This window comes from Ruminococcus sp. AM26-12LB (assembly GCF_003480785.1).
Classification (GTDB): domain Bacteria; phylum Bacillota; class Clostridia; order Lachnospirales; family Lachnospiraceae; genus Blautia_A; species Blautia_A fusiformis.
Genome location: NZ_QUJX01000002.1, coordinates 203,815 through 220,409, shown reverse-complemented (window position 1 = coordinate 220,409; position 16,595 = coordinate 203,815). Strand labels below are relative to the sequence as shown.

At 36.9% G+C, this 16,595-nt stretch carries 15 protein-coding genes; 14 read left to right on the top strand and 1 reads right to left on the bottom strand.

Going from position 1 to position 16,595, the window contains the following annotated elements:
* Nucleotides 1–94 precede the first annotated feature (94 nt).
* The 13 genes from DW694_RS02170 (at nucleotide 95) to DW694_RS02110 (ending at nucleotide 13,870) form a co-directional block, all read left to right on the top strand.
* Nucleotides 95–2,302, top strand: a complete 2,208-nt coding sequence (locus DW694_RS02170; RefSeq protein ID WP_353615790.1) for a nucleoside-diphosphate sugar epimerase/dehydratase — start codon at nucleotides 95–97, stop codon at nucleotides 2,300–2,302.
* 41 nt (nucleotides 2,303–2,343) lie between these two features.
* The gene (locus DW694_RS02165; protein WP_118752469.1) at nucleotides 2,344–3,627 is read left to right on the top strand and encodes a DegT/DnrJ/EryC1/StrS family aminotransferase; all 1,284 of its coding nucleotides are present in this window, start codon (nucleotides 2,344–2,346) and stop codon (nucleotides 3,625–3,627) included.
* A 20-nt stretch (nucleotides 3,628–3,647) separates the two neighbouring features.
* Entirely contained in the window at nucleotides 3,648–4,496 is an 849-nt protein-coding gene (locus tag DW694_RS02160; RefSeq protein WP_353615789.1) for a sugar transferase, read from the top strand.
* A gap of 1 nt (nucleotide 4,497) precedes the next feature.
* Nucleotides 4,498–5,268: a glycosyltransferase family 2 protein gene (locus DW694_RS02155; RefSeq protein ID WP_114001417.1), complete on the top strand. Its 771-nt coding sequence runs from the start codon at nucleotides 4,498–4,500 to the stop codon at nucleotides 5,266–5,268.
* 147 nt (nucleotides 5,269–5,415) lie between these two features.
* Entirely contained in the window at nucleotides 5,416–5,949 is a 534-nt protein-coding gene (locus tag DW694_RS02150) for a hypothetical protein (protein ID WP_147238608.1), read from the top strand.
* Between the two features lie 105 nt (nucleotides 5,950–6,054).
* Nucleotides 6,055–6,786, top strand: a complete 732-nt coding sequence (locus tag DW694_RS02145) for a hypothetical protein (protein WP_147420720.1) — start codon at nucleotides 6,055–6,057, stop codon at nucleotides 6,784–6,786.
* Nucleotides 6,787–6,815: 29 nt separating this feature from the next.
* Nucleotides 6,816–7,622: a glycosyltransferase family 2 protein gene (locus tag DW694_RS02140; RefSeq protein WP_044961266.1), complete on the top strand. Its 807-nt coding sequence runs from the start codon at nucleotides 6,816–6,818 to the stop codon at nucleotides 7,620–7,622.
* 44 nt (nucleotides 7,623–7,666) lie between these two features.
* Nucleotides 7,667–8,647 carry a glycosyltransferase family 2 protein gene (locus tag DW694_RS02135; RefSeq protein WP_021651075.1) on the top strand — a complete coding sequence of 327 codons (981 nt, stop codon included), beginning with the start codon at nucleotides 7,667–7,669 and terminating at the stop codon, nucleotides 8,645–8,647.
* A gap of 38 nt (nucleotides 8,648–8,685) precedes the next feature.
* Nucleotides 8,686–9,969: a DUF6337 family protein gene (locus DW694_RS02130; RefSeq protein ID WP_021651076.1), complete on the top strand. Its 1,284-nt coding sequence runs from the start codon at nucleotides 8,686–8,688 to the stop codon at nucleotides 9,967–9,969.
* Nucleotides 9,962–11,401 (top strand): flippase, encoded by a 1,440-nt coding sequence (locus tag DW694_RS02125; RefSeq protein ID WP_021651077.1) that lies wholly within the window; start codon nucleotides 9,962–9,964, stop codon nucleotides 11,399–11,401. The genes DW694_RS02130 and DW694_RS02125 overlap by 8 nt, the downstream gene beginning before the upstream one ends.
* A gap of 5 nt (nucleotides 11,402–11,406) precedes the next feature.
* Entirely contained in the window at nucleotides 11,407–12,009 is a 603-nt protein-coding gene (gene rfbC, locus DW694_RS02120; RefSeq protein WP_021651078.1) for a dTDP-4-dehydrorhamnose 3,5-epimerase, read from the top strand.
* Nucleotides 12,010–12,044: 35 nt separating this feature from the next.
* Complete coding sequence (locus DW694_RS02115; RefSeq protein ID WP_021651079.1) at nucleotides 12,045–13,283, top strand: nucleotide sugar dehydrogenase; 1,239 nt, start codon at nucleotides 12,045–12,047, stop codon at nucleotides 13,281–13,283.
* A 20-nt stretch (nucleotides 13,284–13,303) separates the two neighbouring features.
* Nucleotides 13,304–13,870, top strand: a complete 567-nt coding sequence (locus DW694_RS02110) for a VanZ family protein (protein ID WP_021651080.1) — start codon at nucleotides 13,304–13,306, stop codon at nucleotides 13,868–13,870.
* A gap of 15 nt (nucleotides 13,871–13,885) precedes the next feature.
* Here DW694_RS02110 and DW694_RS02105 read toward each other — a convergent pair whose 3' ends face one another.
* The gene (locus DW694_RS02105) at nucleotides 13,886–14,428 is read right to left on the bottom strand and encodes an Rpn family recombination-promoting nuclease/putative transposase (RefSeq protein WP_349073068.1); all 543 of its coding nucleotides are present in this window, start codon (nucleotides 14,426–14,428) and stop codon (nucleotides 13,886–13,888) included.
* Between the two features lie 388 nt (nucleotides 14,429–14,816).
* On the opposite strand from DW694_RS02105, the gene DW694_RS02100 reads away from it, so the two are divergent.
* Nucleotides 14,817–16,517: an AAA family ATPase gene (locus DW694_RS02100; RefSeq protein WP_114001421.1), complete on the top strand. Its 1,701-nt coding sequence runs from the start codon at nucleotides 14,817–14,819 to the stop codon at nucleotides 16,515–16,517.
* Nucleotides 16,518–16,595: the final 78 nt, after the last annotated feature.

The following is a 16,595-nucleotide window of genomic DNA, read 5'->3' as shown; positions in this document are numbered from 1 at the left end:
ATTGAGATTCGAATATAATAACCCGGGCTGCGGAGACGCAGTTCGGGGATAAAAATAAATTAGATAAGTTATAAATATAAAAGAGGAAGTAAAAATGCAGATTTTATTGATCATGCTGATCGTAGTACTTCTTGCGTTCTCGGTCATGCTTCTGGCACTGGCAAAACAAAGTCCCAGGGAAAAGCAGACAGAAGACAAAGAGCAGGAAGAATACATCAGGGATTATGCAGAAACAGTAAGACAGACCGGAGGAAGTATGAAGAAGTTAGAACATTGGAAAGTAATTGCGATATATCTGATCATCTATGACATGATAGCTGTTAATTTTTCTTATTTTATGGCGCTGCTGGTGAGATTCGATTTTCGGTATTCCTCGATTCCCACAGATTATTTTGATGCATGGAGGAGCTTTGCACCAATCTATACCATTATCATCCTGGCAGTATTCGGATGCCTGCATCTGTATAACAGTGTATGGCGTTTCGCAAGCTTCCATGAGCTGATCAAGATCACGGTTGCAACTGTGATCACAGGTGTTCTGCATATTGTGGGTATTACGATCTTCTGGGGACGGATGCCGGCTTCCTATTATCTGATCGGTATCATGCTGCAGTTTTTCCTGACTGTAGACGTACGTTTCTCCTATCGTTTTGTACTTCTTGAGCGGAACCGCAGAGAAAAGAGCGAGCGTGAGGAGCGGAGCAAAAACGTGATGATCATCGGTGCAGGAGAAGCGGGCAGGACCATTGTCCGGGAGCTTCAGAATGCAAAGGAAACCAATTCCAGAGTACGCTGCCTGATCGATGACAACCCGAATAAATGGGGAAGATACATGGAAGGCGTTCCGGTGGTAGGCGGAAGAGACGATATTTTTCTCAATGTGGACAAGTATCATATCAATCAGATCCTTCTTGCGATCCCGACGGCAACACCGCATCAGAAGCGGGATATCCTGAACATCTGCAAGGAAACCGGCTGCGAGCTGAAGCAGCTCCCGGGTGTATATCAGCTTGTAAACGGAGAAGTATCCCTGAGCAAGATGAAAAAAGTAGCAGTGGAGGATCTTCTCGGACGAGACACCATCAAAGTCAACATGTCAGAGATCTTTCAGTATCTGAAGGGCAAAAGGATCCTGGTAACAGGAGGCGGCGGTTCCATCGGAAGCGAGCTCTGCCGTCAGATCGCAGGTCATGAGCCGGAGCTTCTGGTGATCTTCGATATTTATGAAAATAATGCATATGACATTGAGCAGGAGCTGAAGGCCAGTTATCCGAACCTGAACCTGAAGGTACTGATCGGCTCCGTCCGTGACAGCAAAAGGATCAACTGGGTATTTGAAACCTATAAGCCGGAGATCGTATATCATGCAGCCGCACATAAGCACGTACCGCTGATGGAGAACAGCCCCTGTGAGGCGATCAAGAACAATGTGGTAGGAACCTATAAGACTGCATATGCGGCAATGATGAACGGCTGCCAGCGATTTGTGCTGATCAGTACCGACAAGGCTGTAAACCCGACCAACATCATGGGCGCCAGCAAACGACTCTGCGAAATGGTAGTCCAGAGCATGAACATGGTCAGCCACAACGGACACACCGACTGGCTGCCACGACTTGGCGGACACAGAAAGGATACCCTGGATGCACTTCACGACAACGAAGGTCAGGCATATGTAAGTGAGAACCATACATCGAAAACAGGAACCGGCACAGAATTCGTAGCTGTACGATTCGGAAACGTTCTCGGCAGCAACGGAAGTGTGATCCCGCTGTTCAAGCGCCAGATCGAAAAAGGCGGCCCTGTCACCGTCACACATCCGGACATCATCCGCTACTTTATGACTATCCCGGAGGCCGTAAGCCTTGTCCTCCAGGCAGGAACCTACGCCAAAGGCGGCGAGATCTTCGTCCTGGACATGGGAGCCCCGGTAAAGATCGACACCCTTGCCCGAAACCTGATCAAGCTTTCCGGCTACACCCCGGATGTAGACATCAAAGTCACCTACACTGGTCTCCGCCCAGGCGAAAAGCTTTACGAAGAAAAGCTGATGGCCGAAGAAGGCATGGAGAAAACTCCAAACGACCTCATCCACATCGGCAAACCCATCGAAATGGACGTACAGGAATTCTTCAAACAGCTGGAAGTCCTGGCAGCATACGGCTACGCCAACAGCGAAAAGATCCGAGACATCGTAGCCGCGATCGTACCGACCTATCACTCTGCGGATTCCGACCTGAAGCTGCATAAGAAGGTGTATGAGGAGCTGATGAGTGAGGCGGCTGTGGCTGCGGAGAAGTGATTAAGCATAAACTGAAAGTACATAAAAAGAGGTAGAGAGCCATGTTCAAAGAAAGTAATAAGTTTGAAAAATTTGAATCCAAAGTTTGGTTAAGCAGTCCAACAATGCATGGACCGGAAATTGAATATGTAAAAGAAGCATATGAAACAAACTGGATGTCTACAGTAGGAAAAAACATTAATGAAGTAGAAAAACTTGCCTGTGAATATATTGGCTGCAAATATGCAGTAGCTTTATCAGCAGGAACGGCTTCTTTACATCTGGCTATGAAAATGGCTGGAATCGAAGCATATGGTATGCCGAAAGTAGGTCATGGAGCGTTGGAAGGAAAGAAAGTTTTCTGCTCCGATATGACTTTTGATGCAACAGTAAATCCAGTTGTATACGAAGGCGGAGAACCGGTATTTATAGATACAGAGTATGATACCTGGAACATGGATCCGGAAGCATTGGAAAAAGCCTTTGAAATCTATCCTGATACGAAGGTTGTGGTTATTGCACATCTTTACGGAACTCCGGGAAAGATAGAAGAATTAAATGCTGTGATCAGAAAGCATGAAGCTATTTTGATCGAGGATGCGGCAGAATCTATGGGAGCCACATATAAAGGTGTTCAGACAGGTACGTTTGGAAAGTATAATACGATTTCTTTTAATGGAAACAAGATCATTACAGGAAGTTCAGGCGGATGTTTCCTGACAGATGATGAAGAAGCTGCAAATAAAGTACGTAAATGGTCAACGCAGGCCAGAGAGAATGCTGCATGGTACCAGCATGAAGAACTGGGATATAACTATCGAATGAGTAATGTGGTTGCTGGCGTTGTACGTGGGCAGTTTCCATATTTAAATGAACACATTGCACAGAAAAAAGCAATCTATGAGAGATATAAAGAGGGATTAAAAGGATTACCAGTATCCATGAATCCAATGAATCTGGAAAATTCTGAGCCAAATTACTGGCTGTCTTGTCTGATTATTGATAAGGAAGCGATGTGCAAGCAGGTTCGTGGCGAGCAGGATGTCTGCTACATAAAAGAAACAGGAAAAACCTGTCCGACAGAGATTCTGGAAGCAATTGCATCTATTAATGCAGAAGGACGCCCAGTTTGGAAACCGATGCATATGCAGCCGATTTATCGTCTGAATCCATTTGTTGTAAAAGACGGAAATGGAAGAGCCAGATCGAATGCATATATTGCAGGTAGCGTGTCTGATGTAGGAATGGATATTTTCAACCGAGGTCTGTGTCTGCCTAGTGATAATAAGATGACAGTGGAGCAGCAGGAGAGGATCATTGAGGTTATTCGGGCTTGTTTTGAATAATATTCAAGGGGAATGAGATTGTGTCTAAAAAGAAAAAATTAGGTCTTCTGGCAGGAAGTACAGCAGTAACGACTGCGACAACAGCACATGCAATGAAAAAGGAAGCAGATAAGACTACATATACTGCTGAATTAATGAGTGCGATTAAAACCCGTAAGATGGGATTTTATGAGAAGTATATAAAACGAGGGATGGATGTAATATGTGCATCTGCGGCAATTTTATGTTTTAGTCCGATTTATGCAGGAGTTGCTCTTTTAGTAAAAATAAAACTGGGATCACCAGTTATTTTTACGCAGGATCGTCCAGGTTTGGTAGATAAGAATGGAAGAGAAACGATTTTCAAAATGTATAAATTTCGTACGATGACAGATGAGCGAGACGAAGAAGGAAATCTGCTTCCTGATGAAATAAGACTGACGAAGTTTGGCGCATGGTTAAGAAAGACAAGCCTAGATGAGCTGCCGGAAGCTTTTAACATCCTGAACGGAACGATGTCAGTAATTGGTCCAAGACCTCAGCTGGTAAGGGATATGGTATTTATGACGGATGAACAAAGAATGCGTCATACCGCAAAACCTGGCTTATCAGGACTGGCACAGGTTAATGGGCGAAATGCGATTACCTGGGAAGATAAATTGGAGTGGGATCAGAAATATATCAAAAAAGTTGGGCTGATAGAAGATATCAACATTATTTTAGAAACAGTCAAAAAGGCATTTATCAAGCAGGAAGGCATTTCACAGGATGATATGGCTACGGCAGAGGATTTTGGGGATTATCTGTTGAGAACAGGTAAGATTAGCTTGGAAGAATATCTGGAAAAACAAGAAATGGCAAAAGAAATTTTAATAAAGAGTGGGAAATAACATGAGTGATTTAGTGTCAATTATAATGCCGTCTTATAATACAGCACAATATATAACTGAAACAATACAATCAGTAATTGATCAGACATACCACAATTGGGAATTGATTATTGTGGATGATTGTTCAACAGATAATACTGACATAGTGATTGGAAAAATAAAGGATCCAAGAATCAGATATATAAAAAATGAAAAAAATTCAGGAGCAGCGGTTAGTCGGAATAGGGCGTTAAGGGAAGCTAATGGAAGATGGGTTGCGTTTTTGGATTCGGATGATTTGTGGAAACCAGAAAAACTGGAAAAGCAAATTTGTTTTATGATGAAAAATAGATATTATTTTTCATATACCAATTATGAAGAAATAGATGCTGATGGAAATAAAACAAATGTAATTGTTACAGGACCAAAAGTGATATCTAAAACAGGAATGTTTAATTACTGTTGGCCGGGATGTCTGACAGTTATGTATGATCGAAAAAAAATCGGTCTGGTTCAGATTGCAGATATAAAGAAGAATAACGACTATGCAATATGGTTGAAGATATGCAAAAAAACCAGATGTTATTTATTGGATGAAGTTTTGGCAGAATACAGACGTGGAAGAAGCGGAAGTATCAGTACACATGGATATAAAGAACTGATTAAATGGCATTATAGATTGTTTCGATTTGCTGAAAAAGAAAATCCTATATGTAGCTTAGTAAACACTATAAGAAATATGACATTTGGCTTATATAAAAAGAAACGATATGTAAAGAAAAATAGAAAATGAATGAATACACAAAACACTTTATCAGAGAAAATATTGTTAAAATATTGCTTAGCATTCCTAAAACAGTAATTTTTAACTTTAAAGTATTACCCGTAAAAAGTGCAATAAAAATGCCATTTATCGTATCTTATAATGTAAAACTGGGGGGTGACACGTGACAATTTTATTGTAGAAAAGAAGAATTTATCAACAGCATCTATGAGAATCGGATTTGGAGATTCTGCGAATGGATGTAGAGAAAGTAAAAAAGGTCTGATTCGGATTGTTAATGGAGGAAAAATTATTCTGAAAGGCACAGTTGGATTATCACAGGGAGTTGTTTTGTTAGTTAATAATTCGTCACTTGTATTGGGCGATCATTTTCGATGCAATTATTCTACTACTATTGACTGTACAGATGAAAATATAGTTTTTGGTAATGATGTTGTTTTGGGATGGAATGTGACTGTAAAAAACAATGATGGACATACAGTTATTCAAAACGGAAGGCAGAAGAAGAAAGCGGATTCTGTATATATTGGTAATCATGTTTGGTTATGTTCATATAGTACCGTATTAAAGGGTGTTAATGTTGGTAATCATTGCGTTGTTGGGTATGGTAGTTTACTTACCAAGGCAGAACCAGAGAATCATATATTTATACGCTGGTGTTCCAGTAAAACCGATGAGGAAAGAAATTAATTGGATAGAATGAATGGAAGAAAAAAATGCAAACTAAATGGATATATTATAATCATGCGTTAATTCCAGATATAGCACCGCATGAAACAATAGAAATTCCCAAATTTGACAAAAATTCAGGTGGGGGGATATCCTTTGCTTGCTCGATGGATTTCGGATTTCGATTGTGAATTAGCAACTCAATTTTGGTATATTATTAGAACTGGTTCATATGAGATAGAACAATTATCGAAATCCACTAGAAAACATATTAGGCAGGCGTTCAAAAAGTGTTATGTTAGGAAAATTGAAGATAATGAGATAGAGAAAATGTATTCCTGTTATCAAGCTGCATATAAACGATATGAAAAAGCAGACAATTTCAGAAGTTTTGAGTCTATAAAAGATGAGTTTTTAAATAGGAAAAATAAAAATATGTTCTATTATGGTGCTTTTGAATTAGAAACAAACAGTTTAATTGTTTTTTTTATCTGTACTTGCTATCAGGAATATTTTGAAATTAATATGTCGAAGTTTAATCCAGAATATATGGCACTACGTCCATCGGATGCTTTATATGATTTTGTTTTGAATTTATGGATGAACAAACCTGAAATTAAATATATAAGTAGTGATAGCAGAAGCCTTAATCATGAGACGAATGTACAGGAATATAAAATCAATACATTTGGATTTCATAAAGCGTATTGTAAAATGCATATTCAGTATCGTCCATGTATTTATCCAATTGTGAAGATTTTATACAGGTTTCGACATTTGTTAAAAAGATTAGATGGAAATAAACTCATTCATGCGATTAATACTGTTCTTCAAATGGAAGAAATCGCAAGGATGTAATTAGTAATCAAGAATAAGGAATGATCACAATGTATAAAATAGCAGTATCCGTCATTTGTTATGATAATGAAGAGGAAGTATTAGACTTTGCAGATAAATTGAGCAGACAAAAAGATTCTGAAAAAATTGTACTTTTAGTTACATGCAATAAGTGTATGAATGTAAAGAAACTAATAAATGATTTAAATGAAATTAAAATATCCTCACAGATATTTGAGCCAGGGGAAAATCTGGGATATTTACATGGATGTTTATATGGTTTTAAAGAGTTTGGCGAGGAATATGAATGGGCTGTTATATCAAATACAGATATTGATTTTGTATCAGATAGTTTTTTTTCAAAACTTCTGGATAATCATTATGATTCTAAAATAGGATGTATAGGACCAGATATTACTTTAAAAGTAACAGGAAAACAACAGAATCCGTTTGCTTTATCCAGACCAGGAAATGCACTGATGAAATTTAGAAAAGTGGTATATGCAAATTATTTCTTATACAGATTGTATTATGTATTATCGGATATAAAAAACAAAATCAGTCATACGGAAACGCGTAAGGAAAATGAATATGTATATGGAGTTCATGGAAGTGTAGTTATATTAAGAAAAGAGTGCATTGATAAATTCCTAGAAGATAGTATTCAGATATTTATGTATGGTGAAGAACTTTATATTGCTGAAAAGTTAAAAGAAAATCAATTTTTATCATATTATGATAAAAATTTGAAAATAATTCACAATGAAAATCAGAGTACAGGAAAAATAGCCAGTCAAAGAAAACAGAAATGGTGTAGCCAATCTATTAATTTTCTGGTTGAAAGATATTGGAAATAGATTTGAATTTATATTGTGAATAAAAATATAGAGGATGAAGGGAAATGAAAGCAAATTGTAATTATAGTGTTGCGCTATGTACATATAATGGCGAGCGGTACATAGCAGAACAGTTAAATAGTATTTTATCTCAGACTATTCCGCCAAAAGAAATTATTATTAGTGATGATGGTTCAAAGGATCAGACTTTAGAGATTGTTGATAATTTATTAAGTCATTGTTCTGTTAAATATAGAATTGTGAAAAATACAGGAACTCATGGAGTTACTAAAAATTTTTGTAATGCGATTTCAAGATGTTCAGAAAATATAATTTTCACATCTGATCAGGATGACGTTTGGGTTAATAACAAAGCTGAAATTATTCTCAAAATATTTGAAAATAACAATAAAGCATTGCTTGTATTTACGAATGGTGAATTAGTAGATCAGAATTTAAAACTATTGAATTGTGATATGTGGAAGTCTGTAGGAATTGCTACCGAAATGCTTGAAGAAAATAAGTGGTTTGAATATATGTTGAACCGTTGTTTTGTTACGGGCGCAGCAATGGCATTTAAGCGGGAGTTATTTTCAGAAAATGAGAAAATTCCATCTAGTTGGCTTCATGATGGGTGGCTTGCATGGAAAGCTGTTGCCAGAGGGGGGCTTGTCCCATGTCAGGATAAATTACTTCTATATCGACAGCATGGAGATAATGTTGTCGGTATGAGCAACGTAACTTCAATAACGAGAATAAAGAGTTATCTAAATAATTTTAAAATTATTAAAGAGACACATATCATTCGATATAACAGATATATTGAATTGAAAGATAAAATGGGTTATATGTTTTCTGAACAGCAACAAGAAAAATTAAACGCTTGCATTTTGTTTTGGAAAGATTTAGTAGAAAGTGATAAAAATTTAAAAAGATTAACACGTATTAAAATTATAAAAAAACATGTAAAAAATGGAGATTTTGAAAATTATTTTAATGGAAAAAAAGGAGCAATAAGGGAGTTTTTTGTAGCATTATTTTTATGATGTAAAGAATATGATTGTGAGGTGATAATTTGGGTGTGATGATACTGGAGTATATTGTATTTCTTGTAATAATGATAGTTTTATTATGGATAAACAAAACATTAAGACAATCTTTTTTTACTGTATCAAATTATTTGATTATTACATTTTCTGTAATAACTGGAGTACAAGTTATAGCATGTCTTTGGTTAAAATATGAAACCGCAACCATGGAATATTGGATGATATTAACGGTATTTATTGTTATTGCTTTATTAACAGATCTTGTTGCAAGTAGATTTGCGAAAAAAGTGTCATTTAATGGTATTAAATTAAAAAGTTCATGTGAAAGTACTTTTATGAGTAAACATGAAAAGAGATTTAATATTATATGTGTGTTTGCAGCAATGTACTCCGTCACTCATTTTATTTATTTAGCAGGTGGATTTCCGAAGATGTACTATGTTGTACAAGAACAATTTCAAAATCAATATTCGGCTGGATTGAATTTTTATATTCGGCTATTTATGATGATTGCAACAGCATATTATTTAGGATGTGCTAAGATATCCAAAAAAAACATTCTTCTAGGGTTGCTTTGTTTAATTCCAAATATACTTACATTTGTAAAGGGTATTGTATTTATTCCATGTTTAGCCAGTATTTTATTGAGATTAAAAAATGGAGATATAAAAATTTCACTAAAAGCTGGAATTACAATTGTTTTTGTGGGAATTATGGTATTTTTTGGTGTATATTTAGTTGAAATGAGTGTTTATGATCCGGATATATTATTAAAAATTGATACTTATCAGTTTATTGGTTCTAAATTAATTGATTATCTAATAGCAGGTGTCCAATCATTTAGTCAAAATATATCTACACATAATGTATATTCATTCAAACATTTGGATAATGTGACATTGGCTCCATTTATTAATTTTATGGCTAAATTTGGATTTGGAGAATCTATTGACACAGTTAATACAGTATGGCAGACTTTTGGGTTCAGTTCAATACGTGATATAAGTATTACATCAAATGTTAATACTTATGTTGGAACATTATATTTATATAATGGTATGATAATAGGAAATTTATTAAATATTTTATGGGTATTTATAACAAGTTTCATGGATGAAGTATTTTCAAAAAGAAACGATATTTTGACAGCATTATCTGCTTTATTTTGTGCAGCTTTTTCTCTTGGATGGTTTGAGTATTATTTTGTACATACATTTTGGGTGTATTTAATTGCTATAGCAATTTTAGTAAGTGTTATTTTAAAAATGAGAATTACTCCACAAAAACAAAATAGAACAGGAAGATATTTTAATGGATAATAAATCTATTAGTGTAAAGAAAAATTTTATATATAACTCTGCCTTTCAGGTATTAATTTTGTTAGTTCCTTTTGTGACAACTCCGTATGTTTCAAGAGTTTTGGGTGCGGATAACATTGGAAAATACAGTTATGCATCAGCAATGGTTACATATTTTACTTTGCTGGCTGCATTAGGTTCAACTATTTATGGGCAAAGAAAAATTGCGTATTATCGCGACAATAAAGAAGAAATGAGTCAAGTATTTTGGAATACCTTTTTCTTCCGTTGCGTTATGAGTTTAATTTCATTCATCTTATATTTTATATATGCAATTTTTTTTGAAGGATTAAATCTGATTAACATTATTATTGCACTTAGTATATTAAATGTTACATTTGATATTTCGTGGTTTTATCAAGGTATTGAGGATTTTAAAAGTGTAGTAATAAGAAATTTGATAGTCAGGATTATATGTCTTAGTGGAATTTTTATTTTTATAAAGACAGCAAATGATACGTGGAAATATGTACTGATTTTGATGCTGGCCCAGATTTTAGGAAGTCTTTCGATGTGGCGAGTGATGCCTCAATACATATGCTTTGTGAAAAGAATTAATCCATTTGACGGGTTTAAGGATATTTTATTGATTTTTTTACCATCTATTGCAATTCAAGTATATACGATTCTTGATAAGAGTATGATTGGATGGATTACTGGTTCAGATTATGCTAATGGTTGTTATGAACAATCAGAGAGAATCGCGCGCCTTGCAATGACTGTTGTAACTTCTATAGGTACGGTTGTTCTTCCACGAGTAGCTAATCTGTTTCAAAAGTCTAATCTTGATGAAGCAAAAAGATATGTATATCAGGCATTTCGGGTTGTGTGGCTGCTTGCGATTCCTATTATGTTTGGTTTGATGGGGGTTTCATCGGTATTTATACCTTTATTTCTGGGATCTGGCTTTGATGATGCAATAGGGCTGTTGTGTATTTTTTCCATTTTAGTATTGGTTGTGAGTTTAGCATATGTGACTGGAATATCTTATCTGATACCTACCAAACAGCAAAATGTTTATACCGCAGCAGTTACTATAGCGGCAATTGTAAATTTCTGTATGAATCTTATATTGATTCCAAGAGTCGGGGTGTTTGGCGCAGCAATTGCATCAATTGTAGCGGAAACAATAGGAACTGCTATTCAAATTATATATTGTATATCAAAGAAACAATTGAATGCCAAACAGATTTTTGTGCCTTGTTGGAAGTATCTCTTATCTGGAAGTATCATGCTATTGTTTGTAGAGACATTGAAAACGAAGTTCTCAGGCGGTATTGTTTCATTATGCGTTCTGATTTGTACAGGCGGATTGAGTTATGTTGGTGTTTTATTAATATTAAGAGATAGATTTTTCATTGACAATATAAACAAGATTTTAAAAAGGAAGTAATAGAAATGGGACAGATAAAAGTAACAAAAGCATCAATTGAAGGATTATATGTGATTGAGCCTGCTGTTCACGGAGATGAACGAGGCTACTTCATGGAAACATATAATCTTAATGATATGAAAGAAGCTGGGCTTAATCTGCATTTTGTTCAAGACAATCAAAGTATGAGTACTAAGGGGGTATTACGAGGACTTCATTTTCAAAAACAATATCCGCAAGGTAAACTTGTAAGGGTTATCAGAGGATCTGTATTTGATGTTGCAGTTGATTTAAGAGCTAACAGTAGAACATATGGACAGTGGTATGGTGTTGAACTTACTGAAAAAAACAAAAAACAATTTTATATTTCTGAAGGATTTGCGCATGGATTCTTGGTGTTAAGTGACATGGCAGAGTTTTGTTATAAATGTACCGATTTTTATCATCCAGGAGATGAAGGTGGTCTTGCATGGAATGATCCTGAGATTGGAATTACTTGGCCGGAATTGAAGGGAGAATATAACGGTACAGCATCTGGAAAAGGATATACGTTGAATGATGGAACGAAGCTTAATTTGTCAGATAAAGATCAAAAATGGCAGAGACTTAAGGAAACATTCAAATTTTAGTTTCATTTTATGATAAATGAAGAAAGGCATAAAATATGAAAGTTGCAGTAGCAGGAACAGGATATGTTGGTTTATCCATAGCGACATTGTTATCACAGCATCATGAAGTAATGGCAGTTGATATTATTCCGAAAAAAATAGAAAAAATTAATAAGAGAATCAGTCCGATTCAGGATGAGTATATTGAGAAGTACTTAACAGAAAAAGAATTAAATTTGACAGCTACACTGGATGCAGAGGAGGCATATAAGGATGCGGATTTTGTTGTCATTGCCGCTCCGACGAATTATGATAGTAAGAAGAATTTCTTTGATACTTCTGCAGTAGAGGCAGTTATTAAGCTAGTGATTCAGTATAATCCGGATGCGGTAATGATCATTAAGTCTACGATCCCAGTTGGTTTTACAGCCAGTGTCAGAGAGAAGTATCATTGTGACAATATTATTTTCAGTCCAGAGTTTCTTAGGGAATCAAAGGCGCTATATGATAATTTATATCCATCCAGAATTATCGTGGGAACTGATGTACAGAACGCAAGGCTTGTAAAGGCAGCCAATACTTTTGCAGGAATGTTGCAGGAAGGTGCAATTAAAGAAAACATTGATACTTTGATTATGGGATTCACTGAAGCAGAGGCGGTTAAACTTTTTGCAAATACATATCTGGCACTGAGGGTATCTTATTTTAATGAACTTGACACTTATGCTGAGATGAAAGGACTGAATACACAGCAGATTATTAACGGAGTATGTCTGGATCCGCGTATTGGTTCTCATTATAATAATCCATCCTTTGGATATGGTGGATATTGTTTGCCGAAAGACACGAAGCAGCTTTTGGCAAACTATGAAGATGTTCCACAGAATATGATGTCTGCCATTGTAGAATCTAACAGAACGAGGAAAGACTTTATTGCCGACAGAGTTTTACAGAAGGCAGAATACTATGCTTATGGTGATGAAAATACTTATGATGTTTCAATGGAAAAAGAGGTTGTAATTGGTGTATATCGTCTTACCATGAAATCAAATTCAGATAATTTCCGTCAGTCTTCTATACAAGGTGTGATGAAGCGCATTAAAGCCAAAGGTGCCACCATTATTGTTTATGAACCGACATTAGAGGACGGGACAACATTTTTTGGAAGTAAAATTGTAAATGATCTTGAGGCATTTAAAGAGCAGAGTCAGGCGATTATTGCAAATAGATATGATAAATGTCTGGATGATGTAAAAGAACGAGTATACACAAGAGATATCTTTTACAGAGATTAAAAGATAAGTTATAAATTTAAATGGATATTTATAAAACAATTACTAAGCACAATCCCAGTTGGGGAATAACAGGGGGTTGTTGGTTTTTCGTATTTTTATTGTGTTTTAGCCGGATCATAAAACAGTCATACAAAAGTAACAGAATTAACTTTTCACAAAGTCTGGCGTATATTGCAATTTATATATTTCTTTGGACGGTATTGGAGTCTACAGTTTTTACTCGCATTCCACAGGCATATCCTCAATATGAACTTCATATATTCTGGTCCTGGAAAGCATTTTTTGTATATCATGACAATGAGATGCTGAAGGAAAATATTCTAAATTGCATATTATTGATGCCGTATGGCTGTTTATTGCCAGGTGCTTTAGATAAGAGAATCAGCTGGAAAAGAGGTTTGGTGATTGGAATGGGAACATCGTTTGTGATAGAACTATTGCAGTTGATCACCTGCCGAGGATTGTTTGAGTTTGATGATATTATCCACAATGGGGTTGGATGTATGATGGGAGCTGTTTTGGGTTCCTGGTGTTGGCTGAGAATGCTAAAGAAATTTAAAATGCTCAGGAAGCCTCACGCTTCCTGAGCATTTTCTCAATCATCATTTCTCCCGCAATTTCAGAACATCCTCAAGTGGCAACCCTGAAAATCTGGAGATATCTTCAGGTGAGAATCTGGAATCCTCTAGCATGCGCTGTGCAGTAAGTAAAGCATGGTCCTGAAGACCTTCAGTACGTCCGGCCAGATGACCTTCGGCGCGTGCGTCATCGTACATTTCCTGAACAGCCTGACACATATTAACGCTCCTTTCTGTTTCCGTGAAACGTAAATGGATACCTGTTATGGAATCGATGCTCCGGGCTGCTTTGAGCTCGAGCGACTGGAAACCGGAGTTCTCGGACGTGAGCTCCTTAAGTTTCCGTTTGTCTTTGACATATTTGATGAAGAGCATGACTTCCCGTAGATTGCTCTGGAGGTTATTGAGTTCCTCATCTTTTATCTTAGCAGGTGAGAAGAGATTGATCCGATAATCGGGGACCAGAGAAAGGATCTCGGAATCCTGGACAGAGAGCATTTCGTGGAGGCTCCTGGGAGCTTTCCAGGTATCGGAGCCGAAGTATACGACTACGGTGATGACCGGAATCAGCCGGTCATCCTTGTAGAAGCCGGTGAGATATTCTCCGGATGTGGAGGGCCATTGCTTTGCTTCTCTGTGGGTTGTCAGCCATGTAATCTTTGGTGATGGTATCCTTTGTACCTATAGGTTTCACCACCTTCGATCTTGTTATGTGATCAGAGTTATTTTATCATCTGATCCATTTTCAGGGTAACATAGTTCATTGCTTTTGGAAAGAGGATTTTGTGAAAAAGCTTCAGAGCTGCGCAGGTAAAGCGGATATGTTTGTCGAACGGAGTCGAAATAAATCAATAGACAAAAAGAGCGTATTGTGCTACTCTGAAAGCACGAATCACGTGGCAATTGGCATATTTGTATGTGATTTTTCGCATTGAAAGGGAGTGGAACGCGGAATATGAAGAGACCGAAGCTACCGGTGGGAATTGAGAATTTTCAGGAAATTCGTCAGGCGGATTTTTATTATGTAGATAAGACCAGGCTTATCGAACAATTGATCGATCAGTGGGGGAAAGTAAATCTCTTTACAAGACCTCGGCGTTTTGGGAAAACATTGAATATGAGTATGCTTCGTTGTTTCTTCGAGATTGGGGCAGATGAAGCGCTGTTTGAAGGTCTTTATATTTCCCGGAAACAAGAACTGTGTGAACAGTATATGGGGAAATTTCCGGTAGTGTTTTTATCGCTGAAGAATGTTGATGGACTTACCTTTGAGAATGCACGCTATCAGCTGACAGAACTGGTAGGCAGAGAGGCCAGTCGTTTTCTGTTTTTATTGGAGAGTGACAGACTGACAGAAACGGATAAAGATATATATCGTACATTGATCTCTGTGGAGAATGGACGATATTCTATGGATGAAAATATTCTTTCTTCTGCGTTGCAGATATTGTCTCAGTTGTTGCATAAGCATTATGGGCAGAAGACGATCATTCTTATAGATGAATATGATGTTCCTCTGGATAAGGCTTTTCAGCATGGATATTATAAAGAAATGGTGCTCATGATACGTGGTGTGTTCGGACAGGCACTTAAGACTAACGATTCTCTGTATTTTGCAGTATTAACAGGGTGTCTTCGCGTGTCTAAAGAGAGTATTTTTACAGGACTTAATAACTTCAAAGTGCTTTCGATCACGGATCATCGATTTGATGAGCATTTTGGTTTCACAGATGATGAGGTCTGCAGATTGCTTACAGCATATGGCATGGAGGATCATCTTTCCGAAACAAAGGAATGGTATGATGGATATCATTTTGGAAATACGGATGTGTACTGCCCATGGGATGTGATCAATCATGTAGATTGTCTGCGTGGGAATCCGGATGCGGAGCCGCTGTCTTACTGGATCAATACCAGTGGGAATGAACTGGTAAGGAGATTTATTGACAGGGCAGATAAGACTACAAGAGATGAGATAGAGCGTCTGATCGCAGGTGAGTCTATTGAGAAAACGGTCCGTATGGAGTTGACCTATGATGAAATCGATAACAGTCTGGATAATCTCTGGAGTGTATTATTTACTACAGGATATCTTACACAGGCGGGGAAGACCGAACGGGGAGTGTATCGTCTGACCATTCCGAACAGGGAGATAAGAGAAGTTTATGTGCTTCAGATAAAGGAATGGTTTGAACGCGCAGTGCTGAAAGAGGCGGAGCCGACGAAAAATCTGCTGAAAGCAATAAAAGAAGGGAATGCAGGTGAGATTGAGGAACGCCTTACAAAGATTCTGGGAAATACGATCAGTATTTTTGATACAAAAGGACGAAATGAAGAAAAAGAAATTTTTTATCATGGACTTTTGTTGGGGCTTTTGCGTAGTGATCCAAACTGGCTTGTTCAGTCTAATGCGGAATCTGGAGATGGTTTTGCAGATATTCTGGCAGAACCGGAAGATCCGGATGCCGGGATCGTTATCGAGCTGAAGTATTCTCAGACTTTTTCAGGACTGCAAAATGCATGTGAAAGAGCGCTGGCACAGATCAGAGAAAAGCGGTACGATGAACGGTTACGTAATGAAGGAAGAAATAATATTCTGGCGTATGGAGTTGCTTTTTGTAAGAAGCGATGTAAAGTGGCTGTTCAGAGGCTGTAAATCTGCTGGAAATATAGATAATATTATTGATGTTCATACAGAAAGGTAAGAACAATTCTGATCGATCTGTATGACACA